Source organism: Arthrobacter bussei (assembly GCF_009377195.2).
Taxonomy (GTDB): Bacteria; Actinomycetota; Actinomycetes; order Actinomycetales; family Micrococcaceae; genus Arthrobacter_D; species Arthrobacter_D bussei.
In genome coordinates, this window is sequence record NZ_VJXX01000002.1 from 222548 (window position 1) to 245692 (window position 23145).

Genomic DNA, 23145 nt, shown 5'->3' on the forward strand with positions numbered 1-23145 from the left:
GTCCTACTTCTTGCCGCCGAAGCCCTTGAAGCGGGCGTTGAAGCGCTCGACGCGACCGGCGGAGTCCATGATGCGCTGCTTGCCCGTGTAGAACGGGTGCGACTCGGACGAGATCTCGACCTCGATCAGGGGGTAGGTGTTGCCGTCCTCCCACTCGATGGTCTTCGCGGAGCCGACCGTGGACTTGGTCAGGAACGCCTTGTCGGAGGCCAGGTCGCGGAAGACGACGGACTGGTACTTGGGGTGGATATCAGACTTCACAGGTCTACCTTCTCTGGTTACCTGGGTTTTGCCAGGCACGGGACGTACGAAAGGGTGGCGGATGCGCCAGTTGTTCATACTAGCGCAGCCCGTGGCGGGCGGCTAAACGGCGGCTAGACGGCGGAGGACGCCGGCGGCCGTACCGGCGCGTAGCGGCACTCCCAGAAGGCGACGGCGGCAGCGGCGGCGACGTTCAGCGAGTCCACCCCGCCGTGCATGCGGATGGTGAGGGCGACGTCGGCGGCCCCGAGGGCGGCTGCGCTCAGTCCGTCGCCCTCCGTCCCGAGGAGCAGTGCGAGGCGCTCGCGGTCGCGGCCGGCGAACCCGTCGAGGCTGACGGCGCCCGGGACCAGCGCGAGCGCGGCGATCGTGAAGCCGGCGGCCCGGACCTCGGCGAGGTCATCGGGCCAGGAGGTGAGCCGGACCCAGGGAACCTGGAAGACACTGCCCATGCTGACCCGGACGGCCCTGCGGTACAGCGGGTCGGCGCTGCGCGGGCTGAAGAGGACGGCGTCGATCCCGAGGGCCGCCGCCGAACGGAACACCGCTCCGAGATTCGTGTGATCCACCATGTCCTCGATGATCGCGACCCGGCGCGCGGTCGCGAGCACCTCGCCCAGGGTCCGGCCCGGCGGACGGTTCATCGCGGCCAGCGCACCCCGGTGCAGGTGGAAGCCCGTGATCGCTTCGAGGGTCGATTCAGGGGCGACGAACGCGGGCACGTCGGGGAAGCGGCCGATGACGTCCTCGAGGTCCGGCAGCCACTTGGGCGCCAGCAGGAAGGACCGGGGAACGTGACCTGCGTCGATCGCACGGCGCAGGACCTTCGAGCTCTCCGCGATGTAGAGGCCCTCGGCGGGTTCCCTGACGAGCCGCAGCTGGACGTCGGTCAGGTTCCGATAGTCGGCCAGCCGAGAATCATCGACGGACTCGAGGTGGACCAGCATCAGGACCTCGGGAACGAAGAGCCTGCCGCGGTGCCGCAGCTCACGCCCGGGCGACCGCGCTGTAGCGGCCGTTCTCCTCCGTGACCTTCAGCGCGACGTCGAACGCGGCGCTCAGGTTCTCCTCCGTCAGGACGTCGCCGAGGGGTCCTGCGGACACCACCCTGCCGTCGCGCAGGAGGAGGGCGTGCGTGAAGCCGGGCGGTACCTCCTCGAGGTGGTGCGTCACGAGGACCATCGCCGGCGCGTCCTCGTCACGTGCCAGATCCGTCAGGCGGCGCACGAGGTCCTCGCGTCCCGCGAGGTCGAGGCCCGCGGCGGGTTCGTCCAGGAGCAGCAGTTCGGGATCGGCCATGAGGGCCCGCGCGATCTGCACGCGCTTGCGCTCCCCCTCGCTCAGGGAGCCGAAGGAACGGTTCATGTAGCGGGACATGCCCCACGTATCCAGCAGGCGGAAGGCCCGGCGCTCGTCGAGGCGCTCGTACTGCTCGCGCCAGCGGCCGGTGACGCCGTAGGAGGCGGTGACGACGACGTCCAGCACGGTCTCGTGGTCCGGCACCTGCGAGGCGAGGGCCGCCGAGGCGAGTCCGATCCGCGGCCGGAGTTCGAAGACGTCGACCGCACCCATGACCTCGTCGAGGATCCCGACGACGCCGCGCGTCGGATGCAGGCGTGCGCCCGCGAGCTGCAGCAGTGTGGTCTTGCCCGCTCCGTTGGGACCCATGACGACCCAGCGCTCGCCCTCGCCGACCTGCCAGTCGATCCCGTCGAGCAGGGTCTTGCCACCCCTGACGAGGCTCACTCCCGCCAGTTCCAGAACGTCACTCATGGTCCTAGACACTAGGCTAAGGAGCGGCTTCGTGGCGAAACCGCCGGCTTTCGGACGAGGCGCCGACTGCGGCGGGACAGGAGCGTACGGATTGATCAAGGCAAGGGTGGTCGCCTGGGCGGCGCAGCTCGACGACGCCCACCGCGACGGGCTGGCCACAGGACTCGAGCGTGCCGGCGCGGTCGTCGAGGTCGGGTCCCTGCACCGCGGCGCGACGTACGACGTCCTCACCCTCGAGGTGCAGGCCGGGGTGCTGGACGCGTCGTTGCGGACCGGGCTGGCCGCGTGGAGCGCAGCCTCCGGCATCGGCGCCGCCCTCGTGCCGGAACCCGTCTATGCGTCCGGGCGCAAGCTGCTCATCATGGACGTCGATTCCACGCTCATCAAGCAGGAGGTCATCGAACTGCTCGCGGCCCATGCGGGACGCGAGGCCGAGGTCAGGGCCGTGACGGAGGCAGCGATGCGGGGCGAGCTCGACTTCTCGCAGTCCCTGCACCAGCGGGTCCGCGCGCTCGAGGGTCTGCCCATGTCCGTGATCGACGAGGTGGTGTCCCGGATCGAGCTGAGCGACGGCGCGGAGCAGCTCGTCTCCGCCTACCGGGACGCCGGCCATGTGGTCGGGGTGGTTTCCGGCGGGTTCTCCCAGGTCCTCGCGCCTGTGGCGGAGCGGCTGCGCCTGTCCTTCGCCCGCGCCAACGACCTGGGGCTCCACGACGGGATGCTGACCGGTCGGGTGTCCGGCGCCGTCGTCGACCGCGCGGAGAAGGAACGCGTCCTCCGCGCGGAGGCGGAGCGGGCGGGGGTGCCCCTGGCGTCGACCATCGCGGTGGGTGACGGCGCCAACGACCTCGACATGCTCGCGGCTGCGGGGCTCGGCGTGGCGTTCAATGCCAAGCCGGCCGTCCGTGCGTCCGCGGATGTCGCGCTCGACCTGCCGGACCTCGACGTCGTCCGCCACCTGTCAGGACTCTGACACCGGCTGCGGCGCCGGTCCTCGGACCGGTGTAGGAGACCCGGATCCTGCGGCGGGCATCGGCCCTGAACGATCACGCCGAGATGCTCGGCCCGGCCCGGGCAGCGAGCCGGGCGCGCTCACGCTGCGTCGGCCGGCGGTCACGCTGCGACCGCCCGCCAGGAGCCGGCCGCAGCATCCCGCCGTGGGTGGACGTCAGCTCTTGGCGAGGAAGTCCTCCGCACCGCCGACATACTCGGTGTGTCCGGTGGCGACGTCGGCCGTGGCCATCCGGACGATCTCCGTGGCGAACTCCGCAACGGAGTACAGCCGGCCGGCTTCCTGGCGGCGGGCCTCGATGGCGCCGGGGGTGGCGCGGTCCAGCAGCGTGGCCGTCACCGTCCCCTCGATCATGTCGCCGGACACGACGACGAACGAGATGCCCTTGGCCTCGAGATCGGGGATGAGTGCGCGGAGCGCGTCCTCGCCCGCGCGCTTGCTGCGCGCGACCGGCTCGTAGGCGTCCATCGTCTCGACCTTCTCGATGAAGTGCGCCTGGTGGCTCGTGATGAAGACCACGCGGGAGCCGGCCGGCATGACCTCGACCGCTGCGGTGAGCATGGCCACCTGCGCGTCGCGGTTGAGTCGGAGCGCGTAATCCTCTCCCATGGAGGTCTCCATGCCACCGGACGCGTTCAGCACCAGGAGGTCCAGCCCGCCGAACGTCGAGACGGCGGCGTCGACGAGGGCCGCCGGACCCTCCGGGGTGGTGAGGTCCGCGCCCACGGCGACGGCCTTTCCGCCGGCCGCCTCGATGCCGGCGACGACCTTCGTGGCGCGCGGTGCCTTCTGCCGGTAGTTGACGACGACGGCGGCGCCCTGCGCCGCGAGTTGCTGGGCGACATCGGCGCCGATGCCGCGCGACGAGCCGGTGACGATTGCAGTGGTTCCCTCGAGGGTGGACATGGTGCTCCTTGTTCTGGGGGCTGGTGCGGTGAAAGGGTGCTGCGGGTGGTCGGGGCGAGCCTTCGTGCGTCAGTGCCCCATGCCGAGGCCGCCGTCGACCGGGATCACGGCGCCGGAGATGTACCCCGCGTCCTCGCCGGCGAGCCAGGACACGACGCCGGCCACCTCCTCCGGCGAGGCGAACCGGCCGGCCGGGATGGTGGCGAGGTAGCTCTTGCGGGTGTCCTCGGGAAGTTCCGCCGTCATGTCGGTGTCGATGAAGCCGGGCGCGACGACGTTCGCCGTGATGCCGCGCGATCCGAGCTCGCGCGTGAGGGAGCGGGCGATCCCGATGAGCCCCGACTTGGACGCCGAGTAGTTGATCTGCCCGGGCGCTCCGTACAGGCCGGTCACGCTCGAGATGAGGATCACCCGGCCCCGCCGGAGCCGGATCATGCCGCGGGAGGCGCGCTTGACCACACGGAAAGCACCGGTGAGGTTGGTGTCGATGACGTCGGTGAAATCGCTCTCCGACATGCGCAGGAGCAGCGTGTCCCTCGTGATGCCGGCGTTGGCGACGAGGACCTCCACCGGACCGTGCTCGGCCTCGACCCGGGTGAACGCGGCGTCGATCTGCTCCTCGCTGGTGACGTCCGCCTTGACGCCCAGCATGCCCTCGGGAATCTCACCACTTCGGTAGGTGATGGCAACCTTGTCGCCGTTGGCTACGAATACCTTGGCGATGGCCAGTCCGATCCCACGGTTGCCCCCGGTGATGAGGACGCTGCGGCCGGTGGCCGTCGTCGTGTTGTCTGCACCAGATGCCACGGGAAGAACTCCTCTGTCTGCGGGCCGGAAAGGGGTCCACGTTGTCCGTATCGACGATGTCGCGAGCGATCCGGCGGGGATGTACCGCGTCCCGCCGGCCCCGTCCGCGCCTGTTCGTCAAACTATCCCGACGATCCTATCGGCGCATCCCTCGACTTCGGGAACGAACCCCGAAGTGAGACAATAGAGGGAGTCTCCTTGGAGTGTGATGAGTAAACAAACGAAGCACAACACAGACGTCCACAGCATCTCAGACGCACGTGAATCACACAGCGATGAAATGCGAACCCGAATGATCCGCTACACGGTCTCGATGAGCATCCGTCTCGTCTGCTTCATCCTGGTCTTCGTCGTTCCCTACGGCTGGCTGTCCTGGGTCATGATCGCCGGCGCGGTCTTCCTGCCGTACTTCGCTGTCGTCGTCGCCAACGGCGGCGGTGACACGAGCAACATCAGGCACAGTGATGCGCTGATCGACCGGGCGCCGGTCCGCGAGATCGAAGCGAAGGTGGTCGACGCCGGTCCCGAGGACGACGACGACATCCTGAGCGGCGAGATCATCGATGACAGCGCCGACCCCGCCCATCACGGGTCACACGCGACGGGCACCGGAAGACCGGGTACGGATGCCTGACGTACCACCGATTCCCCGACCCGCGGTCACCTCGACCGCGGGTCTCGGTCTGTTCGGGGTGCACCCGGCACCCGGCGACGCTCCCGTCTGCTCCCGCAAGGGATGCCGCGAGCGGGCCACCTGGCAACTGCTCTGGAACAATCCGCGGATCCACGCACCCGAGCGTCGTAAGGCCTGGGCCTCCTGTCCCGAGCACGTGACGTGGTTCGAGGAGTACCTGCGCGAGCGCGGGCTGTGGAAAGAGACGCTGCCCCTGACCGCCGGCCAGCCGATGGGAGCTCTCTAGATGTACCGGTTCCTCTTCTCCGCACGCTGGTTCGGCTGGCTCGCCATGGTGATCGTGCTGGCAGCCGGCTGCGTGGGGCTCGGCCGCTGGCAGCTCGACCGGCGGGAGGCCGTCGTGGAGGACATCCAGCGCATCGAGGCGAATTACGACGCCGCGCCCCAGCGCTACGTCCCGGGCGAGAACGGCTTCGACAGGTATGACCCTGCACGCGAGTGGACCCCCGTGACCTTCGTCGGGACCTACGACGTGGACAACCAGGTCGTGGCACGGAACCGTCCCCTCAACGGCCAGCCCGGGTACGAGGTGCTCACGCCGTTGCGGCTCGACGACGGCACGGCCGTCATCATCGATCGCGGCTGGCTGCCGATCGGGAACATCGAGGCCGGCCGGCCCGATGAAATCCCGGCGCCTCCGTCCGGGCAGGTCGAGGTGACCGCGAGGATGAAGCCGGGCGAGCCGGCCGTCAACCGCGGAGCGCCGGAGGGCCAGGTGGCATCGATCGACCTCGTCGCGCTGTCCGACCGCCTCGACTACCCGCTGCAGGACGCGGCCTACGGACTCCTCGCGCTCGAGCGGCCCGGAGCCGCAGTCACGCCCGTCGCGGCCCCCAAGCCGTCGATCGACGAGGGCCCGCATCTGTCCTACTCCCTGCAGTGGTTCGCCTTCGGGGTCCTCGCCTTCGTGGGCCTCGGGTACGCCGCCCGGCAGCAGCGACGCAGCAATGCCGAGCTGGACGGGAGCGCTCCCGACCTGCCGACGCGGCAGCGCCGTCGTCCCTCGTCCGAGGAGGAGGAGGACGCCATCCTCGACGCACAGGGGATCCGCTAGCTCCGCACGCCGGGCTCTCCTCAGCGACCGAGCCAGCCGAGCGCAGCACGCTGGACAGCGGGCAGCGAGGAGACGACGAGGTCGTAGGAGTCCTCGATCAGGTCGCGGAGCATCCCCTCGTCCAGGGTTCCGTCGAGACGCACACCGTTCCAGTGCTTCTTGTTCAGGTGCCATGCGCCGGTGATCTCCGGATGGGCGGAACGGAGCTGCACGGCGAGGGCGGGGTCGCACTTGAGGGAGATGGAGAGCGGTTCGACCTCCACCCGGACGAGGGCGAAGATCCTGCCGGGTCCGGGCGGTGCGGCCCCTCCGGGGACCCGCACCCGGAACACGGCGATCTCCGGACCGAACGGATAGTCCTCGTAGGCACCGGCGAGTCCCAGGCAGGCGGCCCGGAGCCGTTCGACATCCATACGGCCACCCTAGTCCCGCCCGTCCGTGACTGCGTCGCCGGACGGGCGGGAGGTCGTCCGAGAAACTTAGGCGCCGACCGGTTCGACAGCCTCCTGAGGAGTTATGCTGACGGAAGCACGGTGACCTGTCTCCTCACCCTCGTGCTGATCACCTCGTGACCTGATCCGAGATCATCCCTTCTGGATACTCAGCAGTGCGATCGCGCTTTCGGCCCCGCCCCTCCGCTGGAAGGCGACCCTTGAAAAGCAGCAGTACAGCACGCCATGCCCACTCCCGCTCGAGCCGACGGGCGCCCGGCGCCCTGGCGGCGGGGGCGCTCGTCTTCACGCTGCTGGCCACGGCCAGCGGCCCCTGGTCGGCCTCCGCCGCCGAAGCCCCCGTGGGCCTCGGCACGGCCGGTTCCTACTCCGTCCTCGGCGGAGAGACCGTCACCAACACCGGCCCCACCATTCTCAGCGGCAGCCTCGGCGTCAGCCCCGGATCCGCGATCACGGGCTTCCCGCCGGGCGTCGCGGCCGGGACGATCAATGCCGCCAACGCCGAAGCGCTGCAGGCGCAGTCCGACGTCGGGATCGCGTACGACGACGCCGCGAGCCGCGCCCTCACCGAGAGCGTCGCCGGCGATCTCGTGGGGCGCACCTTGCCTGCCGGCGTCTACAACTCCACCGGCCCGCTGGCCCTCAGTGGCACGGTGACCCTGGATGCGCAGGGAGATCCGAACGCCGTCTTCATCTTCCAGGTCGCATCGACGCTCATCACGGCGTCCGCGAGCACCGTGGCCCTGATCGGCGGAGCCAGCGCGTGCAACGTCTTCTGGCAGGTCGGCTCCTCCGCGACCCTCGGGACCGCCTCCACCTTCAAGGGCACGATCCTCGCCCTCACCTCGATCCAGGTGACGACATCCGCCAGCGTCGAAGGCCGGGCGCTTGCGCGGACCGGTGCCGTCACCCTCGACAACAACGTCTTCCTCACGAACTCGTGCGGCGTCGTCCCGACGGTGCCGCCCACGGCCACTCCGACGGTTACGCCGACGGTCACTCCGACGCCCACGGCCTCTCCGACGGTTACGCCGACGGCAACTCCGACGCCCACGGCCACTCCGACGACGCCCACCCAGCAGCCGACCGTCCCCCAGCCGACGACCCCTCCCGCCGGTCCCTCCGACGCTCCCGGCGCCCCGATCCAGCCGGGCGGCGGGCCGGGCACCGGGGACGGCACCGGCGGTTCGGGTGGCGCGGGCGACGGCACCGGTGGTTCGGGTGGTATCGGCGACGGCACCGGCGGTTCGGGTGGTATCGGTGACGGCGCCAGCGGGTCGACCGACGATACGGCCGGCGGCGGCAGCACGTCGCTCGGCATGAATCGCGGGACGAACGTCCAGACCTCGGCCACCGCCGCGAGCCCGTTGACGCCGTTCACTCCGATCTTCGTCGGCGCCGCCCTGCTGTGCGCGGTCGCCGCGCTGGGCTCGCTGAAGGACGTGGCAATCAGGCGCACGGCGGGATCGCACCGCCGGCACTGACCCGCTTCGGGCAACGGTCCGGGCGCTTCTTCCATCCGGCGTCGCGACAGTGCTCCTGCCCCGGGACCGGCTCGGTCGAAGCCGGCCCGGACAGGCCCCTACACAGGCACGGCGCAGCCGATGACGGCGACGGCGGAGAGGACAGCGTCCGCTGTCCTGTGGTGTCCCGCCGGTGGTTCAGCGGCCGACGGATCCGGGTGCCCGGCGCGTCCGTTCCGCGGATCACCGCAGGGCGACGAGGACCAGGTCACATGATGCGGATCAGGCCAGGGTGACGAGCTCCAGGTAGTCCTGGTTCCAGAGATCCTCGACGCCGTCGGGCAGCAGCACCACCCGCTCGGGGTCGAGCGCATCCACCGCACCCTCGTCGTGACTCACCATCACCACGGCACCGCTGTAGTTCTTCAGCGCCCCGAGGATCTCGGCACGGCTCGCGGGATCGAGGTTGTTGGTGGGCTCGTCCAGGAGCAGCACATTGGCCGAGGAGGCGACGATCGTGGCGAGGGCAAGGCGCGTCTTCTCACCGCCGGAGAGCACTCCGGCGGGCTTGTCGACGTCGTCGCCCGAGAAGAGGAACGAGCCGAGGATGCCGCGTACTTCGGCGTCCTGCATGTCGGGGGCCGAGGACTTCATGTTCTCGAGCACGGAGCGTTCCGTGTCGAGCGTCTCGTGCTCCTGGGCGTAGTAGCCGACCTTGAGTCCGTGACCGGCGATGACCTTGCCGGTGTCCGGCGTGTCGACGCCCGCGAGCATGCGGAGCAGCGTCGTCTTGCCGGCTCCGTTGAGCCCGAGGATGACCACCTTCGAACCGCGATCGATGGCGAGATCGACGTCGGTGAAGATCTCGAGCGACCCGTAGGACTTGCTGAGCCCCTCGGCCGTCATCGGGGTCTTACCGCAGGGCGAGGGCTCGGGGAAGCGGAGCGCCGCCACGCGGTCCGAGGCGCGGACGGCGTCGAGCCCGCCGAGCAGCCGCTCGGCACGCTTGGCCATGTTCTGCGCGGCGACGGCCTTCGAGGCTTTCGCGCGCATCTTGTTCGCCTGGTCCATGAGGACCTGCGCCTTCTTCTCCGCGTTGGCCCGCTCGCGCTTCCGCGCGCGCTCGTCCGTCTCGCGCTGCAGCTGGAACCGCTTCCAGCCCATGTTGTAGATGTCGATCGTGCCGCGGTTCGCGTCGAGCTGGAACACCTTGTTGACGGTCGCCTGCAGCAGTTCCACATCGTGGCTGATCACGATCAGGCCGCCCTGGTGGTTCTTCAGGAACTCACGCAGCCAGGTGATGGAGTCGGCGTCGAGGTGGTTGGTGGGTTCGTCGAGGAGCATCGTCTCGGCGCCGGAGAAGAGGATCCGCGCGAGCTCGACCCGGCGGCGCTGGCCGCCCGAGAGCGTCTTCAGCGGCTGGTTCAGGATGCGCTCGGGCAGGGCGAGGTTGGAGGAGATGGCCGCGGCCTCGGCCTCTGCCGAGTAGCCGCCCCCTGCGAGGAACGCTGCCTCGATGCGGTCGTAGCGGGCCATGGCCTTGTTCCGCACCGACGTCTTCTCGCTCGCCATGTCCTCCTGCGCCTGGCGCAGTTCGGTCACGACGGCGTCGAGGTTCCGGGCCGAGAGGATGCGGTCCCGGGCGAGCTGCTCCATGTCGGGTGTTCGCGGGTCCTGGGGGAGGTAGCCGATCTCGCCGGACCGGGTGACAGTGCCGCCTGCGGGCAGCGACTCCCCCGCCAGGACCTTGGTCAGCGTCGTCTTGCCCGCGCCGTTCCGGCCCACGAGGCCGATCTTGTCGCCCTTGTCCACACGGAAGGACACCTCGTCCATGAGCAGGCGAGCGCCGGCCCGGAGCTCCAGGTTCGATACGTTGATCACGGTCAGGGCCTTTCGATGGTGTGCCTGAGACGGCGGTTTGTTGTAGGAACCCCACAAGGGATCCCCGGGTGACCGGCGCTAGTCTCGGTACAGAAGCAGTTACGGCTGGAGGAAGTCGACAAATCACCGGAGCAACCGGTGCGACTCCGGCCCGCTGGAGGAGCGTGTGCCATGCAGCCGACCGAGAAGACCTCTCCCGGACCTGTCGTCGACGGCCGTCCGTCGTCCCGCAAGCGGTGGGACACCACCGATCTCTCGCTGGTCGCGGTCTTCGCCGCCCTCATCGCCGCCCTAGCAATCGTACCCGGTATCCCGGTCGGCCCGCTCGGGGTGCCGATCACGCTGCAGACGCTCGGGGTCATGCTCACCGGAGTGGTCCTGGGACCAGGGCGCGGGACCGCCGCCGTCCTGCTGTACCTCGCCGCCGGACTGATCGGCCTCCCCGTGTTCAGCGGCTTCAGCGGCGGATTCGGCGTCCTCGCCGGACCGTCCGCCGGCTACCTCATCGCCTTCCCTCCGGCGGCCCTCGTCGCAGGGCTCCTCGCCAGGGCGGTCCTCCGTAGGGCCGCGCGTTTCCGCACCGTCCTGCTCTTCCTCGCGTGCGTCGTGGCGAGCCTGTCCACCATCCATCCGCTCGGAGTGGCGGGGCTCATGGTGAACGCCGATCTGTCCCTGCGGGACGCCGTGCTCGTCGACGCCGCCTACCTGCCGGGCGACATCGTCAAGAACGTCCTCGCGGCCCTCCTCGCGGTATCGGTGCATCGCGCCTTCCCACGGCTCCTCGCCCGACCCCGTGCCTGAGGGCCGCGCCTGCCCAGCCGGACGACGATGATCGAGTTCATCGGAGCGGCAGTGCAGTCGGACGACGACCGGCGCACGCTGCTGCACCCGCTGACCCTTTCCCTGGCGGAACGACGTGTCTCCGTCATCGGCGCCAACGGCTCGGGCAAGTCGACCCTCCTCCGCCTCGTCAACGGATTGCGTCTGCCCTCCCAAGGGAGGGTCGAGGTCCTCGGTCAGGACACCCGGAAGGCCGGCGGCGCCGTCCGCCGGTCGGTCGGCTTCGTCTTCACCGATCCCCTCTCGCAGCTGGTGATGCCCACGGGACGCGAGGACGTCGAACTGTCCCTCCGCACCCGGAAGCTGCCTGCCGCGGAGCGCCGGCTGCGTGCCGGGGAGGTCCTGCGGCGCTTCGGTCTGGAGCATCTCGCCGACCGCAGCATCTACGACCTCTCCGGCGGCGAACGGCAGATCCTCGCCCTCGCCGTCGTCCTCGCGGTCGAGCCACGCATCCTCCTGGCCGACGAACCGACCACGCTGCTCGACCTGCGGAACGACACCGTCGTGCGGGCCCTGCTCGCCGGCCTCCGGCAGCAGGTGGTGTTCACCACCCACAACCTCGACTTCGCCCGGGAGGCGGAGCGCACCCTCGTCATCGACGGCGGTCGGGTGGTGTTCGACGGCACGCCCGACGACGCGGTGGCCTGCTACCGGGCGCTGTCCACCCAGCCCGACGGCGGCCCGGCGGGCGACGGACACCTCCTGCCGTGAGGGGATTCGGCAGCACGCTCGGCCTGTACCGTCCCGGCGAGGGACTCCTGTACCGGTGGCCGCTCGCACCGAAAGCGGCGGCCTCACTGGGTTGCGCGATCGCCGTCGTCGGATGGGGTTCCGTGCCCACCACGAGCACCGTCCTGGCGCTCGCGCTCGCCGGCCTGCTGATCGGCGCCCGACAATCCGTGCTGCAGACGGTGCGGATGCTGCTTCCGGCGGCACCCGTGCTCGGGATCCTCGCGCTCCACCAGGGCCTTTCGCAGGGATGGGTCCAGGCGTTCGTCGTGGTGGGCGGAATCGCGGGATGCCTCCTCGCGGCGCGGTCGGTGACGCTGACGACTCCCCTGCAGGTGCTGCTGGACGGTACCGCGTCGCTCGCCCGCCCGTTCCGGCGGCTGGGCGCCGACCCGGAACGCTTCGCCCTGGCCCTGTCCATCATGCTGAGGAGCATCCCCTACCTCGCCGGCCTGTTCGTCGACGTCAGGGAGGCAGCACGCGCCCGGGGCCTGGAGCGGAGCCCCAGGGTCGCGGTGACCCCGCTGGTCCTCGGCGCCGTCGCGTATGCACACCGGACGGGTGAGGCGCTGGCCGCCCGGGGGCTGGGTGAGCACGACGAGGGGGACGACCGCGGGCAGGACCACGAGCGCGTCGTCGGATGAGACCGCCGGGTACGCAGAAGGGCGGTCCCGGTCGTCGCCGGAACCGCCCGTCATGGCACATCACGCCCGTCAGCGGCTGACATCAGCAGCCGGCATCGGACGATCAGATGTTGAAGCCGAGTGCCCGCATCTGGTCGCGGCCGTCCTCGGTGATCTTCTCGGGACCCCACGGCGGCATCCACACCCAGTTGAGGCGCCACTCGTCCACGACGCCGTCCAGCGCCTGGCCGACCTGCTCCTCGAGCACGTCGGTCAGCGGGCATGCCGCCGTCGTCAACGTCATGTCGATCAGGAGGGCGCCGTCCTCCGCGTACTTCAGGCCGTAGAGGAGGCCGAGATCGACGATGTTGACGCCCAGCTCGGGGTCGATCACATCACGGAGCGCTTCCTCGACGTCGCCCAGCGCGGTCTGCGCCTGCTGCACATCACTCATCGAACTGTTCCTTTCGCGTATCCCGACGGCGGCCGGGAGATCGGGGTGGTCCTAGGCCTCGACCGGGGTCTGGGCCGTGAACCGATCGTAGCCCTCGGCCTCGAGCTGGTCGGCGAGTTCGGGGCCGCCCTGCTCGGCGATGCGGCCGGCGACGAACACGTGGACGAAGTCCGGCTTGATGTAGCGGAGGATCCGCGTGTAGTGCGTGATGAGCAGCGTGCCCATCTCCCCCTTCGAGTGCTCACGGTTGACGCCCTCGGAGACGACCTTCAGGGCGTCGACGTCGAGACCGGAGTCGGTCTCGTCGAGAATGGCGAACTTGGGGCGGAAGAGCTCGAGCTGCAGGATCTCCACGCGCTTCTTCTCACCACCGGAGAAGCCCTCGTTGACGTTGCGCTGGGCGAAGTCCGCGTCGATGCGCAGCTGGGCCATGGCCGTCTTGACGTCCTTGGTCCAGTGGCGGAGGCTCGGCGCCTCGCCGTCGAGGGCGGTCTTCGCGGTCCGCAGGAAATTGGTCATGGTGACGCCCGGGACCTCGACGGGGTACTGCATCGCGAGGAAGAGGCCGGCACGCGCGCGCTCGTCGACGCTCATGGACAGGACGTCCTCGCCGTCGAGCGTGATGGAGCCACTGTCCACCGTGTAGCGGGGGTGGCCGGCGATGGTCGACGCGAGGGTCGACTTGCCGGAGCCGTTGGGCCCCATGATGGCGTGGGTCTCGCCGGTGTTGATGGTCAGCGTGACGCCCTTGAGGATGGGGACGTTGCCCTGCTCGGTGTCGATGCTGACGTGCAGGTCCTTGATTTCAAGTGTGGACATCGTGTTCTTTCTCCTTCGCCTGCTGGTGCAGGAAGAGTGCAGGAAGTAGGGGTGCGGGACGGCGTTGCGTCAGCCGAGCTGTGGTGCCGGCGCCCCGTTGGTGACGGTGGTGACATCGACGTAGACATTGCCGTCGTGGATCTCCAGCGCAAAGACCGGGACCGGCTCGTACGCCGGGAGCTGCAGGGGGGCGCCGCTGCGCAGGTCGAACTGGGAACCGTGGCCCCAGCACTCGATGGCGCACCCCTCGACGTCGCCCTCCGAGAGGGAGATGTCCGCGTGGGAGCAGGTGTCCCCCAGCGCATGGATCTCCCCGTCGGAGTCGCGGACGACGGCCACGGGGTAGTCGTCGATGAGGACCCTCAGCGCCTGCTTGACCTGGATGTCGTCGACGCTGCAGATCAGCTCGCCGCGGGGCTCGGCAGCCATCAGAGGTTGCCCGCAGCGAGCTCGCGCTCGACGGACTCGGACAGGCGCTCCTCGAGGGCGGGCACCTTGATCTGCTGGATGACCTCGGTGAGGAACCCGCGGACCACGAGGCGGCGTGCGGCCTTCTCGGGGATGCCACGTGCCATCAGGTAGAACAGGTGCTCGTCGTCGAAGCGGCCGGTGGCGCTGGCGTGGCCGGCTCCTTCGATCAGACCCGTCTCGATCTCGAGGTTCGGCACGGAGTCCGAGCGCGCACCGTCCGTGAGGATCAGGTTGCGGTTGGTCTCGTAGGTGTCGGTACCCTCGGCGGCCTTACGGATGAGGACGTCACCCACCCACACGGTATGTGCGTCGGCGCCCTGCAGGGCTCCCTTGTAGGTCACGCGGGACTTGCAGTTTGGTACGGCGTGGTCCACGAGGAGGCGCTGCTCGAGGTGCTGGCCGGCGTCGGCGAAGTACAGCCCGTACATCTCGACCTCCGCGCCGGGCGCGGTGAGGATCGACGACGGCGTGAGGCGCACGAGGTCGCCGCCGAGGCTGACGACGACGTGCTTGTAGCGCGCGTCGCGGCCCACCTTCGCCTGCTGCGAGGAGACGTGCACGGCGTCGTCGTCCCATTCCTGGACGCTGACGACGGTGAGCTCCGCACCGTCGCCGACCACGATCTCGACGTTCTGCGCGAGAGTCGCCGAGCCCTGGTGGTCGAGCACGACGACGGCCTTCGAGAAGGCCTTCGCGTCGATGAGGATGTGCTGCGCCGAGGCTTCGGCGTGCGTCCCCCTGACACTGACCATCACCTCGCCGTCGGCCACGGTCTCCTGCGGGACGGTGATGACGGTGGCGTCGCCGAAGGCATTCCACGCGGCGGCGGACACGCGGTCCTCCGGGGTCGCCGAGGCACCGAGCCGGACGTCGTCGCGACCGACGGTCTCGACGGTGACGTTGCCGGCCCCGGTGACCTCTACTGCCGGCGCGGAGGCGGACAGCGCCTCCGTGTGCAGGCCGCGCAGGCGCTTCAGCGGGGTGAAGCGCCAGTCCTCCTCGAGCCCCGTGAGGGTCGGGAAGTCCGCGATGTCGAAGGACCTGCGACGCTCACCGCGTGACGCCTCCGGGATCACCGGGGCATTGCCGTGGCTGTGCTTCTTCAGGCCGAGCTGCTCGCTGCCGGTGTCCCCGCTCGAGAGGGACTCGCCCTCCTCGGTGAAGCCGTCGATCGCGCTCGAGCTGTCGACGGCGCCTGCGGGAGCGCCGAGGCGCGCCTTCTCGTCGAGATCACCGAGATCGGTGACCTCGCCGTCGGGTGCTGTATCGGGTGTGAATTCCGTGTGGGTGGTCTCAGCCATTGCTAGCCTACGGCCCCTTCCATCTGCAGTTCGATCAGCCGGTTGAGCTCGAGCGCGTACTCCATGGGCAGCTCGCGTGCGATGGGCTCGATGAAGCCGCGCACGATCATGGCCATGGCCTCGTCCTCCGGCAGGCCGCGGGACATCAGGTAGAACAGCTGCTCCTCGCTGACGCGCGACACGGTCGCCTCGTGGCCCATGGTGACGTCGTCCTCGCGGATGTCGACGTACGGGTACGTGTCCGACCGCGAGATCGTGTCCACCAGGAGGGCGTCGCACCGCACCGTGTTCGCGGAGTGCTTGGCTCCCTCGCGCACCTGGACCAGGCCGCGGTAGGCGGCGCGGCCACCGCCGCGGGCAACGGACTTCGAGATGATCGAGGACTTCGTGTTCGGCGCGATGTGCACCATCTTCGACCCGGTGTCCTGGTGCTGGCCCTCGCCGGCGAAGGCGATCGAGAGCGTCTCACCCTTGGCGTGCTCGCCGACCAGGTAGACGGCCGGGTACTTCATGGTGACCTTCGACCCGATGTTGCCGTCGATCCACTCCATGGTGGCGCCCTCGTGCGCGATGGCGCGCTTGGTCACGAGGTTGTACACGTTGTTCGACCAGTTCTGGATGGTCGTGTACCGGACGCGCGCGCCCTTCTTGACCACGATCTCGACAACGGCCGAGTGCAGGGAGTCCGAGGTGTAGATCGGGGCGGTGCAGCCTTCGATGTAGTGCACGTAGGAGTCCTCGTCCGCGATGATCAGCGTGCGCTCGAACTGGCCCATGTTCTCGGTGTTGATGCGGAAGTAGGCCTGGAGCGGGATCTCCACGTGGACGCCCTTGGGGACGTAGACGAAGGAACCGCCCGACCAGACGGCCGTGTTCAGCGACGCGAACTTGTTGTCCCCGACGGGGATGATCGTGCCGAAGTACTCCTTGAAGATCTCGGGGTGCTCGCGCAGCGCGGTGTCGGTGTCGAGGAACAGGACACCCTGGCGCTCCAGGTCCTCACGGAGCTGGTGGTACACCACCTCGGACTCGTACTGGGCAGCGACGCCGGACACGAGGCGTGCACGCTCCGCCTCGGGGATGCCGAGCTTCTCGTACGTGTTGCGGATGTCCTCGGGGAGGTCCTCCCACGTGTTCGCCTGCTTCTCCGTGGACCGCACGAAGTACTTGATGTTGTCGAAGTCGATGCCGGAGAGATCTGCACCCCAGGCGGGCATGGGCTTGCGGTCGAAGTACTTCAGGCCCTTGAGGCGGAGGTCGAGCATCCACTGGGGCTCGTTCTTCTTCGCGGAGATGTCGCGGACGACCTCCTCGCTCAGGCCGCGGCGGGCGTTGTCGCTCACCTCGTTCTTGTCGGCCCAGCCGTACTGATAGGTGCCGATGCCCTCGAGCTCCGGGTTCTTCTCCAGGATGTCGCTGATCACCGACTCCGGCACTGCCGACGCGGCTGGCTTGCGGTCTACTTGATCCGTCATCACGGCCTTCCTTGCTGATGGATAGAAGGGGTTGCTGGATTGCTGGGCGGCGCGGCTTCCGCAGCCGCCGTGGATTCGGCGGTGCCGGGAGCATCCGGGCTGGCCGGCGCGGCAGGTGCCGCCGTCGTCCGTCCCAGGGGAATGTGGGTGGTGCAGACGTGACCGCCTGCCGCCAGGGTGGAGAGGCGCCGGACATCGACGCCGAGCAGCCGGGAGAACACGCCGGTCTCCTGCTCGCAGAAGGCGGGGAAGGCCGAGGCCAGCCCCTGGATGGGACAGTGTCCCTGGCAGAGCTGCACGCTCAGCATCACCGGCCGGCCGGAGGACGCGACGGCCCGGGAGCCCCGAAGCTGCGGCAGTCCGACGGTCTTGGTCGATCCGACGAAGCCGTCAGCGGTCAGCGCACCGGCCAGCGCCTGGGCCCGTGCCTCGAGGTCCGGGCCCGCGGCCTCGACGACGGGCCGGTAGCGCTCCTCCATCCCGGAGAAGCGCGCACGGGCGAACTCCTCGATGGCCTCCGGGCCCGCGGCCGCACCGAGCTGAGCCAGCGCAGCGGTGGCGATGTCGAGGTAGTCGTCGCCCATCTCGGTCTGGCCCCGCCGGCTGAGCACGTAGCGGCGTGCAGGGCGTCCCGCGCCGGTGGCGGAGCTCCGCACACGCTTCACCTCGATCAGGCCGTCCTGCGACAGTGCGTCCAGGTGCCGCCGCATGGCTGCAGGGGTGAAACCGAGACTGTCGCCGAGTTCCGCGGCGCTGACGGGACCGCGCTCGAGGACCGCGGACAGGACCCGGTCCCTGGTGCGCTCGTCGGGATCCGGCGAGACGATCTGGGCCGTCCGTTGCGCACCGCGCGGGGAGGCCGCCGTCGCAGGATCGGGAGCGGAGAGGGCGGCGCGTGGCGATACGGTCACAGTCCATTCCTCCCGTCGGCGACAAAATACACAACACAAGCATGACCTAATGTATTCCGGCCGACCACTTGGGCGAGGCTACCCATCGAGGACCCGCCGCCGCACTACTACCTGTCGTAGAATATGAGGGTGCCGACTACTGCCCCCGCCCTCGAGATCGACGGCCTGATCAAGGACTTCGGTCCGGTCGGCGCGCTCGACGGCCGCATGGTCCGCGTGCTGGACGGCGTGCACCTGCGCGCCTCGCACGGGGCGGTGACCGTGCTCCTCGGAGCGAACGGGGCGGGCAAGACCACCACTCTCGAATGCGCGCAGGGACTCCAGCGCGCCGACGGCGGCGTGGTGCGACTCCTCGGCCAGGACCCGTACCGTGCATCGCCGGACCTTCGCGCCCGCGTCGGCGTGATGCTGCAGGACGGCGGGTTGCCTCCGTCGGTGCGGCCGCTGGCACTGCTCCGTCACGTCGCCTCGATGTACAGCGATCCCCTGCCGGTCGACGGCCTCGCCGGGCGCCTCGGGCTCGACGAGTTCGGTGCCGTCTCGATCCGCCGGCTCTCGGGTGGGCAGAAGCAGCGCCTGGCCCTCGCCTGCGCCCTGGTGGGACGGCCCGAGGTGGTGTTCCTCGACGAACCCAGTGCAGGTCTGGACCCCCAGTCGCGGACGATCGTGTTCGATCTCATCAGGGAACTGCGTGCGGACGGCCTCGCAGTCATCCTCACCACGCACCTGCTCGACGACGCCCAGAAGCTGGCCGACTACGTGTACATCGTCGAGGGCGGCCGGACCGTAGCCGAGGGGACCGTCGCGGAGCTCACCGCCGACAGTGAGACGGACGGGATGCGCGAGCTGCGCTTCGAGACCGTCCCCGGTCTCACACTCCCGCCCGGGCTCCTCCCCCACCTGCACCAGCTCGAGTCCGAACCCGGGCAGTACGTCCTCCGGGGCACGCTCACGGCGGAGGACGTGGCACACCTCGCCACCTGGTGGGCCTCCTGCGGCGTCATGCCCACGACCATCTCCCTGGCGCCCCGATCCCTCGAGGACGTCTTCCTCGACATCTCCGGACGGAGCATCCGATGAGCCGCCCGCACACGGCCTCCGGCCTTCCCGCCGCGCCCCGCGGCAGGACGGCGTCGGGAACGGCCGCGCCGCTGTCCCTTCGGGTGCTCCGGCACGGCGGCTACGAGGCGCTGGCCATGCTGCGCAACGGGGAGCAGTTGGTGCTCGCGATCGTGCTGCCGCTGCTCGCCCTCGTGGCCCTCGTCCTCACCCCCCTGCTGGACGCCTACGGGCCGAGCCGCATCGACGTCGCCGCCCCGGGGGTCCTGGCCCTCTGCACCATGTCGACGGCCTTCACGGGCCAGGGGATCGCCACGGGCTTCGACCGGCGGTACGGGGTGCTCCGCTTCCTCTCGACCACTCCGCTCGGTCGATCGGGCCTCATCCTCGGGAAAGCCGTCGCCGTGGCCGCCGTCCTCGCCGTGCAGCTCGTGGTGATCGGCGGAGCAGCGCTGCTGCTGGGATGGTCGCCCCGGCCGGAGGGGATCCTCCCCGCCGCCCTCCTGCTGCTCGTCGGCTCCGCGGCGTTCACCTCCCTCGGACTCCTCGTCGCCGGCACGCTGCGGCCCGAGGCGACCCTCGCGGTCACCAATCTCGTATGGATCCTCCTCGCCGCCGCCGGCGGCGTGATCATCCCGGCCACGGGCCTCCCCGCCGCCGTCGAGCCGTTCGTCTCGATCCTGCCGTCCTCCGCGCTCGGCGACGGCCTGCGGAACGCCCTCGTGGACGGCGCCCTCGATCCCCTCGCGTGCCTGGTGCTCCTCGCCTGGGCCACCCTCGCCGGCCTGGCGGCCATCCGCTGGTTCAAATGGAGCTGACCTCATGACCTTCCCCCCACTCACCCGCCTCACCGGCCGCCTGCCGAGGACCACCACGCCGCTGGTGCGCCGCCTCGCGGTCGCGTCCCTCGTCTCCCAGATCGCCATCGTCGTCACCGGCGGGGCTGTCCGTCTGACGGCGTCGGGACTCGGGTGCCCCGAGTGGCCGCGCTGCACGCCGGAGTCGATCGTCACCACACCCGAGATGGGCTTCCACGGGGTCATCGAGTTCGGCAACCGCCTCCTGACCTTCGTGCTCGTCATCATCGCCGTCGCCATGATCGTGGCGCTGCTCGGGATGCGGCGGGAGCGCAAGGACCTGTTCAGGCTGTCCGTGGGACTGTTCCTGGGCATCCCGGCGCAGGCCGTGATCGGCGGCATCACGGTATGGACGGGGCTGAACCCCTGGGTCGTGGGACTGCACTTCATCGTCTCGATGGTCCTGGTGGCGCTCGCGACCGTCCTCGTCAACCGCGCACGGCTGACGACGGAGCAGTACGGGGTCCGCAGGCCCGCGGCGGCGCCGGCACTCCTGCGGCAACTCCTCGTCACCTCGACCGTTCTGACCTCAGTAGCCGTCGTCCTCGGCGTGATCGTGACGGGTTCTGGGCCGCACGCGGGTGATCACGGTGCCGCGCGCAACGGCCTCGACTCCGACCTCATGACGCGCCTCCACGCGGTCCCGGTGTACCTGCTGGTCGCCACGGTGGCACTCGCCGTCGTCGTCGCCTACCGCACCGGCGTCCACGCGAAGCTCCGCAAGGCGCTCGTCCTGCTGGCCGCCGTCGTGCTCGTCCAGGGTGCGATCGGCTACACCCAGCACTTCCTGCACCTGCCGGTCGTGCTCGTGGCGCTGCACATGCTCGGCGCGTCGCTGCTGATGGCTGCGGCGGTCCACGCCCACTACACGGGGACGACCAGACGCACCCTGCCGGGTACGGTCACGGCGACGAGGGTGCCGCAGCCCGTCGCGTAGCGCGACAGCCGGTGTCGCGAAGTGATGCGCGACGCCGGGGCCCCGTCCGACAAGCCGACCGGTCAGCCGTCGTCGAATTCGCTCTCGAGGACGTCGAGCAGCCGGCCGAGCTCGCGCAGCTCGGACCCGGGACTCGGCAGCAGGGGCGGCCGCGGATCACCGGCGGCCACGCCGCACGCGCGTGCCAGGAGGTGGAGCCCGCTGATCTTCCGAAGGCCGGCCACATGGTCGACCAGGGGGGCGAGCACGTGGCGCACCCGGTCGATCTCCCTCTGATCACCGTTCACCACGGCAGACCTGAGGCGGGCGTAGAAGGTGGGCAGCAGTGCTGCCGGACCACTGTGCCATGCCTCCGCAGCGACCTCGCCGGACATCATCAGGACGTCCCCGCTCACGCCGTGGCTGAAGGATCCGTCGACCAGCGCCCGGAGTGCAGCGTGCCGCGCGTTGAACGTCGCGGCGTCGGGCGCGGTGTCCTTGAACGCGACGACCTGAGGCAGCACGGCCACCTCGGCGACCACGTCGAGCGAGTAGTCGAACTGGGTGGTACCGGGGTTGTTGTAGAGGCAGATCGGCAGGTCCGTGGCCGCGCACACCGCATGCACCTGCGCCACCACCTCGTCATCCGTGAGCGGCACGTAGGAGACCGGGGAGAGGACGAGGCCGGCAGCACCGGCCTGCGCGGCGTCGACCGCGGACTCGAGGACCTCCCGCGTGCCCACCGAGCTGATGCCCACGGCGACGGGTCTCCTGCCTCCCACCGCGTCGATGGCGGTGCGTGCCACCTCCGCGCGTTCGGCGCGGTCGAGGTAGGCGAAGCTCCCCGAGGACCCGAGGACCGTGATCGCGTCGACGTCCGACGCCGCCAGACCGTCGAGGAGGGAGCGGAGGTCCGCGTGGGCCACGCCGCCGTCCGGGTCGAAGGGCGTGAGTGGATAGGCGATCAGGCCGGTGAAGTCCATGCCGACAGCCTAGGGGCTCGCCCCACCGGTCATCGACCGTGCGGGCGGATCGGCCGGCGGACGATCAGGGAAGGACGGCCGATCCGACGAACGGATCGACGGCGAGGGCGAGGAAGAGAACCGTCAGGTAGCTGATCGACCCGTGGAAGACCTTCATCGCGGCCTTGTTGCTGAGCTCACCCTGCTGTGCGAGGGAGTGGAGGCGGTGGGATTCGCGGATGAACCAGGCACCGCCGACGAGGGCCGCGACCGAGTACACCCAGCCGGCACCGGCGGGGATCAGCAGGAGCGAGCACGCGACCATGGCCCAGGCGTAGAGGACCACCTGGACGGACACCGTGCGGGCCCCGGCGATGGCTCCGAGCATCGGTACGCTGGCGGCGTTGTAGTCGTCGCTGTACTTCATCGACAGGGGCCAGTAGTGCGGCGGGGTCCACAGGAAGATGATGAGGAACAGCACGACGGCGGGCCAGTCCACGGAACCGGTGACAGCGGCCCACGCGATGAGCACGGGCATGCAGCCCGCTGCTCCACCCCAGACGATGTTCTGGGAGGTGCGACGCTTCAGGACCAGCGTGTACACGACCACGTAGAGGAAGATGGCCGCGACACCGAGCATGCCCGCCAGCGGGTTCGCGCCGAACCAGAGAACGGCGATCGCCACGATGCCGAGGACCCAGGAGAACACGAGTGCCTCGCGCGGGGTGACCTCGCCCGTGACGAGCGGCCGGTTCTCGGTGCGGTGCATGAGCTTGTCGATGTCGCGGTCGATGTAGCAGTTGAAGGCGCCGGCGCTACCGGCTGCGAGGGCTCCGCCGACCATCGTGGCGAGGATCAGTCCGAGAGGAGGGAACCCGCCCTGGGCGAAGATCATGGTGGGAAGTGTGGTGACCAGGAGCAGCTCGATCACGCGGGGCTTCGTCAGCGCGAGGTAGGCCTTCGCTTTGCGACCGAAACCTTGACGGGCCTGCGGGGAACGTGCCGGAGCAGGAGCCTGCTGGGTCTTCACAAGGCAACACTTTCGTTTCTTCCGGAGTAAAAGACAAGGCCCATCATACCCTTTTACGCCGTGTAGAAATGGGCGATAGGTGGGGACGGCGGGCGGTTGCGGGACCTCATCGGTCCTTCCCGCAGGTGAGGCGTCACGGACATACGCCGTCCTCGCCGCGCAGCCCCCTCCTCCGGCGCCGCATGCAACCGCCGGATGTGAGCAACGACATTCTTGGACTCCCACGGACGTGAGCGGAGCTGAAGGGATAGTGTGGGTTCGAAAGCCCGCCGCGGATGCGCGCCCGGAAGAGTTTGCCGGGGCTCAGTGCTGTCGCCGTGCGGAGCCTTATATGCAGTATTCAACGGTGAACGGCCAGTCCGACGGCGTGCCAGCAGGTACGCCCCGTCATCAGC

The 23145-nt window shown here is 69.7% G+C and carries 26 protein-coding genes; 11 read left to right on the forward strand and 15 right to left on the reverse strand.

What is annotated here, in order from left to right:
* Window positions 1-3: 3 nt before the first annotated feature.
* The 3 genes from FNH21_RS17070 to FNH21_RS09300 form a co-directional block, all read right to left on the reverse strand.
* Complete coding sequence (locus tag FNH21_RS17070) at window positions 4-261, reverse strand: type B 50S ribosomal protein L31 (protein WP_055773464.1); 258 nt, start codon at window positions 259-261, stop codon at window positions 4-6.
* A gap of 113 nt (window positions 262-374) precedes the next feature.
* Entirely contained in the window at window positions 375-1211 is an 837-nt protein-coding gene (locus FNH21_RS09295; RefSeq protein ID WP_152814559.1) for a TrmH family RNA methyltransferase, read from the reverse strand.
* Between the two features lie 37 nt (window positions 1212-1248).
* Entirely contained in the window at window positions 1249-2034 is a 786-nt protein-coding gene (locus FNH21_RS09300; protein ID WP_152814561.1) for an ABC transporter ATP-binding protein, read from the reverse strand.
* A gap of 91 nt (window positions 2035-2125) precedes the next feature.
* On the opposite strand from FNH21_RS09300, the gene serB reads away from it, so the two are divergent.
* A complete protein-coding gene (serB, locus tag FNH21_RS09305) occupies window positions 2126-3007 on the forward strand; it encodes a phosphoserine phosphatase SerB (RefSeq protein WP_241743144.1) in 882 nt (293 codons plus the stop codon).
* Window positions 3008-3202: 195 nt separating this feature from the next.
* Here the strand turns inward: serB and FNH21_RS09310 are convergent, their stop codons facing one another.
* Window positions 3203-3952, reverse strand: coding sequence for an SDR family oxidoreductase (locus FNH21_RS09310; RefSeq protein WP_152814565.1), 750 nt, complete (start codon window positions 3950-3952; stop codon window positions 3203-3205).
* Between the two features lie 69 nt (window positions 3953-4021).
* On the reverse strand, window positions 4022-4759 hold the full coding sequence (locus tag FNH21_RS09315) for a 3-oxoacyl-ACP reductase FabG (RefSeq protein ID WP_191931802.1): 738 nt from the start codon (window positions 4757-4759) through the stop codon (window positions 4022-4024).
* Between the two features lie 208 nt (window positions 4760-4967).
* Between FNH21_RS09315 and FNH21_RS09320 the strand changes: the two genes are divergently transcribed.
* Genes FNH21_RS09320 through FNH21_RS09330 form a run of 3 tightly spaced genes read left to right on the forward strand, consistent with a single transcriptional unit; the run spans window position 4968 to window position 6507 of the window.
* The gene (locus FNH21_RS09320; protein WP_152814567.1) at window positions 4968-5393 is read left to right on the forward strand and encodes a DUF3099 domain-containing protein; all 426 of its coding nucleotides are present in this window, start codon (window positions 4968-4970) and stop codon (window positions 5391-5393) included.
* Entirely contained in the window at window positions 5386-5679 is a 294-nt protein-coding gene (locus FNH21_RS09325; RefSeq protein ID WP_241743146.1) for a hypothetical protein, read from the forward strand. Before FNH21_RS09320 ends, FNH21_RS09325 begins: the two co-directional genes overlap by 8 nt.
* A complete protein-coding gene (locus tag FNH21_RS09330) occupies window positions 5680-6507 on the forward strand; it encodes an SURF1 family cytochrome oxidase biogenesis protein (protein WP_152814569.1) in 828 nt (275 codons plus the stop codon).
* A 20-nt stretch (window positions 6508-6527) separates the two neighbouring features.
* Here FNH21_RS09330 and FNH21_RS09335 read toward each other — a convergent pair whose 3' ends face one another.
* Window positions 6528-6920 (reverse strand): MmcQ/YjbR family DNA-binding protein, encoded by a 393-nt coding sequence (locus FNH21_RS09335; protein WP_152814571.1) that lies wholly within the window; start codon window positions 6918-6920, stop codon window positions 6528-6530.
* A gap of 239 nt (window positions 6921-7159) precedes the next feature.
* Here FNH21_RS09335 and FNH21_RS09340 point away from each other — a divergent pair, with 239 nt between their 5' ends.
* Window positions 7160-8443 carry an ice-binding family protein gene (locus tag FNH21_RS09340; RefSeq protein ID WP_152814573.1) on the forward strand — a complete coding sequence of 428 codons (1284 nt, stop codon included), beginning with the start codon at window positions 7160-7162 and terminating at the stop codon, window positions 8441-8443.
* Between the two features lie 261 nt (window positions 8444-8704).
* Here FNH21_RS09340 and FNH21_RS09345 read toward each other — a convergent pair whose 3' ends face one another.
* The gene (locus FNH21_RS09345; protein ID WP_055773488.1) at window positions 8705-10303 is read right to left on the reverse strand and encodes an ABC-F family ATP-binding cassette domain-containing protein; all 1599 of its coding nucleotides are present in this window, start codon (window positions 10301-10303) and stop codon (window positions 8705-8707) included.
* A gap of 171 nt (window positions 10304-10474) precedes the next feature.
* Here FNH21_RS09345 and FNH21_RS09350 point away from each other — a divergent pair, with 171 nt between their 5' ends.
* From FNH21_RS09350 to FNH21_RS09360, 3 genes are read left to right on the forward strand one after another with little or no spacing between them, the layout of a single operon-like run.
* Window positions 10475-11104, forward strand: coding sequence for a biotin transporter BioY (locus FNH21_RS09350; protein ID WP_152814574.1), 630 nt, complete (start codon window positions 10475-10477; stop codon window positions 11102-11104).
* Between the two features lie 27 nt (window positions 11105-11131).
* Window positions 11132-11854 (forward strand): energy-coupling factor ABC transporter ATP-binding protein, encoded by a 723-nt coding sequence (locus tag FNH21_RS09355; protein ID WP_152814576.1) that lies wholly within the window; start codon window positions 11132-11134, stop codon window positions 11852-11854.
* On the forward strand, window positions 11851-12516 hold the full coding sequence (locus FNH21_RS09360) for an energy-coupling factor transporter transmembrane component T family protein (protein ID WP_338403223.1): 666 nt from the start codon (window positions 11851-11853) through the stop codon (window positions 12514-12516). The genes FNH21_RS09355 and FNH21_RS09360 overlap by 4 nt, the downstream gene beginning before the upstream one ends.
* 103 nt (window positions 12517-12619) lie before the next feature.
* Here the strand turns inward: FNH21_RS09360 and FNH21_RS09365 are convergent, their stop codons facing one another.
* The 6 genes from FNH21_RS09365 to FNH21_RS09390 form a co-directional block, all read right to left on the reverse strand.
* Window positions 12620-12949: a metal-sulfur cluster assembly factor gene (locus FNH21_RS09365; RefSeq protein ID WP_152814578.1), complete on the reverse strand. Its 330-nt coding sequence runs from the start codon at window positions 12947-12949 to the stop codon at window positions 12620-12622.
* Window positions 12950-13000: 51 nt separating this feature from the next.
* The gene (sufC, locus tag FNH21_RS09370; RefSeq protein ID WP_055773496.1) at window positions 13001-13768 is read right to left on the reverse strand and encodes a Fe-S cluster assembly ATPase SufC; all 768 of its coding nucleotides are present in this window, start codon (window positions 13766-13768) and stop codon (window positions 13001-13003) included.
* A 69-nt stretch (window positions 13769-13837) separates the two neighbouring features.
* Window positions 13838-14197 carry a non-heme iron oxygenase ferredoxin subunit gene (locus FNH21_RS09375; protein WP_152814580.1) on the reverse strand — a complete coding sequence of 120 codons (360 nt, stop codon included), beginning with the start codon at window positions 14195-14197 and terminating at the stop codon, window positions 13838-13840.
* Window positions 14197-15540 carry a Fe-S cluster assembly protein SufD gene (gene sufD / locus FNH21_RS09380; protein ID WP_152814582.1) on the reverse strand — a complete coding sequence of 448 codons (1344 nt, stop codon included), beginning with the start codon at window positions 15538-15540 and terminating at the stop codon, window positions 14197-14199. The genes FNH21_RS09375 and sufD overlap by 1 nt, the downstream gene beginning before the upstream one ends.
* A 2-nt stretch (window positions 15541-15542) precedes the next feature.
* Window positions 15543-17015, reverse strand: a complete 1473-nt coding sequence (gene sufB, locus FNH21_RS09385; protein WP_055773500.1) for a Fe-S cluster assembly protein SufB — start codon at window positions 17013-17015, stop codon at window positions 15543-15545.
* Window positions 17015-17842, reverse strand: coding sequence for a helix-turn-helix transcriptional regulator (locus tag FNH21_RS09390; RefSeq protein ID WP_338403244.1), 828 nt, complete (start codon window positions 17840-17842; stop codon window positions 17015-17017). The genes sufB and FNH21_RS09390 overlap by 1 nt, the downstream gene beginning before the upstream one ends.
* Window positions 17843-18049: 207 nt before the next feature.
* Here FNH21_RS09390 and FNH21_RS09395 point away from each other — a divergent pair, with 207 nt between their 5' ends.
* The 3 genes from FNH21_RS09395 to FNH21_RS09405 are packed head-to-tail and all read left to right on the forward strand — an operon-like array spanning window position 18050 to window position 20779.
* Window positions 18050-19006: an ABC transporter ATP-binding protein gene (locus FNH21_RS09395; protein ID WP_152814586.1), complete on the forward strand. Its 957-nt coding sequence runs from the start codon at window positions 18050-18052 to the stop codon at window positions 19004-19006.
* Entirely contained in the window at window positions 19003-19803 is an 801-nt protein-coding gene (locus FNH21_RS09400) for an ABC transporter permease (RefSeq protein WP_152814588.1), read from the forward strand. The genes FNH21_RS09395 and FNH21_RS09400 overlap by 4 nt, the downstream gene beginning before the upstream one ends.
* Before the next feature lie 4 nt (window positions 19804-19807).
* Window positions 19808-20779 carry a COX15/CtaA family protein gene (locus FNH21_RS09405; protein WP_152814590.1) on the forward strand — a complete coding sequence of 324 codons (972 nt, stop codon included), beginning with the start codon at window positions 19808-19810 and terminating at the stop codon, window positions 20777-20779.
* A gap of 62 nt (window positions 20780-20841) precedes the next feature.
* Here FNH21_RS09405 and FNH21_RS09410 read toward each other — a convergent pair whose 3' ends face one another.
* Together FNH21_RS09410 and FNH21_RS09415 are read right to left on the reverse strand one after the other, a co-directional pair.
* Window positions 20842-21741, reverse strand: coding sequence for a dihydrodipicolinate synthase family protein (locus FNH21_RS09410; RefSeq protein WP_152814592.1), 900 nt, complete (start codon window positions 21739-21741; stop codon window positions 20842-20844).
* A gap of 64 nt (window positions 21742-21805) precedes the next feature.
* On the reverse strand, window positions 21806-22750 hold the full coding sequence (locus FNH21_RS09415) for a heme o synthase (RefSeq protein ID WP_055773508.1): 945 nt from the start codon (window positions 22748-22750) through the stop codon (window positions 21806-21808).
* Window positions 22751-23145: the final 395 nt, after the last annotated feature.

Bases quoted from the DNA above. Each gene is read 5' to 3' on its own strand.
- FNH21_RS09300 (WP_152814561.1), bottom strand. From the start codon at position 2,034: ATGAGTGACGTTCTGGAACTGGCGGGAGTGAGCCTCGTCAGGGGTGGC.
- FNH21_RS09310 (WP_152814565.1), bottom strand. From the start codon at position 3,952: ATGTCCACCCTCGAGGGAACCACTGCAATCGTCACCGGCTCGTCGCGC.
- FNH21_RS09320 (WP_152814567.1), top strand. From the start codon at position 4,968: ATGAGTAAACAAACGAAGCACAACACAGACGTCCACAGCATCTCAGAC.
- FNH21_RS09325 (WP_241743146.1), top strand. From the start codon at position 5,386: ATGCCTGACGTACCACCGATTCCCCGACCCGCGGTCACCTCGACCGCG.
- FNH21_RS09330 (WP_152814569.1), top strand. From the start codon at position 5,680: ATGTACCGGTTCCTCTTCTCCGCACGCTGGTTCGGCTGGCTCGCCATG.
- FNH21_RS09335 (WP_152814571.1), bottom strand. From the start codon at position 6,920: ATGGATGTCGAACGGCTCCGGGCCGCCTGCCTGGGACTCGCCGGTGCC.
- FNH21_RS09350 (WP_152814574.1), top strand. From the start codon at position 10,475: ATGCAGCCGACCGAGAAGACCTCTCCCGGACCTGTCGTCGACGGCCGT.
- FNH21_RS09355 (WP_152814576.1), top strand. From the start codon at position 11,132: ATGATCGAGTTCATCGGAGCGGCAGTGCAGTCGGACGACGACCGGCGC.
- FNH21_RS09365 (WP_152814578.1), bottom strand. From the start codon at position 12,949: ATGAGTGATGTGCAGCAGGCGCAGACCGCGCTGGGCGACGTCGAGGAA.
- sufC (WP_055773496.1), bottom strand. From the start codon at position 13,768: ATGTCCACACTTGAAATCAAGGACCTGCACGTCAGCATCGACACCGAG.
- FNH21_RS09375 (WP_152814580.1), bottom strand. From the start codon at position 14,197: ATGGCTGCCGAGCCCCGCGGCGAGCTGATCTGCAGCGTCGACGACATC.
- sufD (WP_152814582.1), bottom strand. From the start codon at position 15,540: ATGGCTGAGACCACCCACACGGAATTCACACCCGATACAGCACCCGAC.
- sufB (WP_055773500.1), bottom strand. From the start codon at position 17,015: ATGACGGATCAAGTAGACCGCAAGCCAGCCGCGTCGGCAGTGCCGGAG.
- FNH21_RS09395 (WP_152814586.1), top strand. From the start codon at position 18,050: ATGAGGGTGCCGACTACTGCCCCCGCCCTCGAGATCGACGGCCTGATC.
- FNH21_RS09400 (WP_152814588.1), top strand. From the start codon at position 19,003: ATGAGCCGCCCGCACACGGCCTCCGGCCTTCCCGCCGCGCCCCGCGGC.
- FNH21_RS09405 (WP_152814590.1), top strand. From the start codon at position 19,808: ATGACCTTCCCCCCACTCACCCGCCTCACCGGCCGCCTGCCGAGGACC.
- FNH21_RS09410 (WP_152814592.1), bottom strand. From the start codon at position 21,741: ATGGACTTCACCGGCCTGATCGCCTATCCACTCACGCCCTTCGACCCG.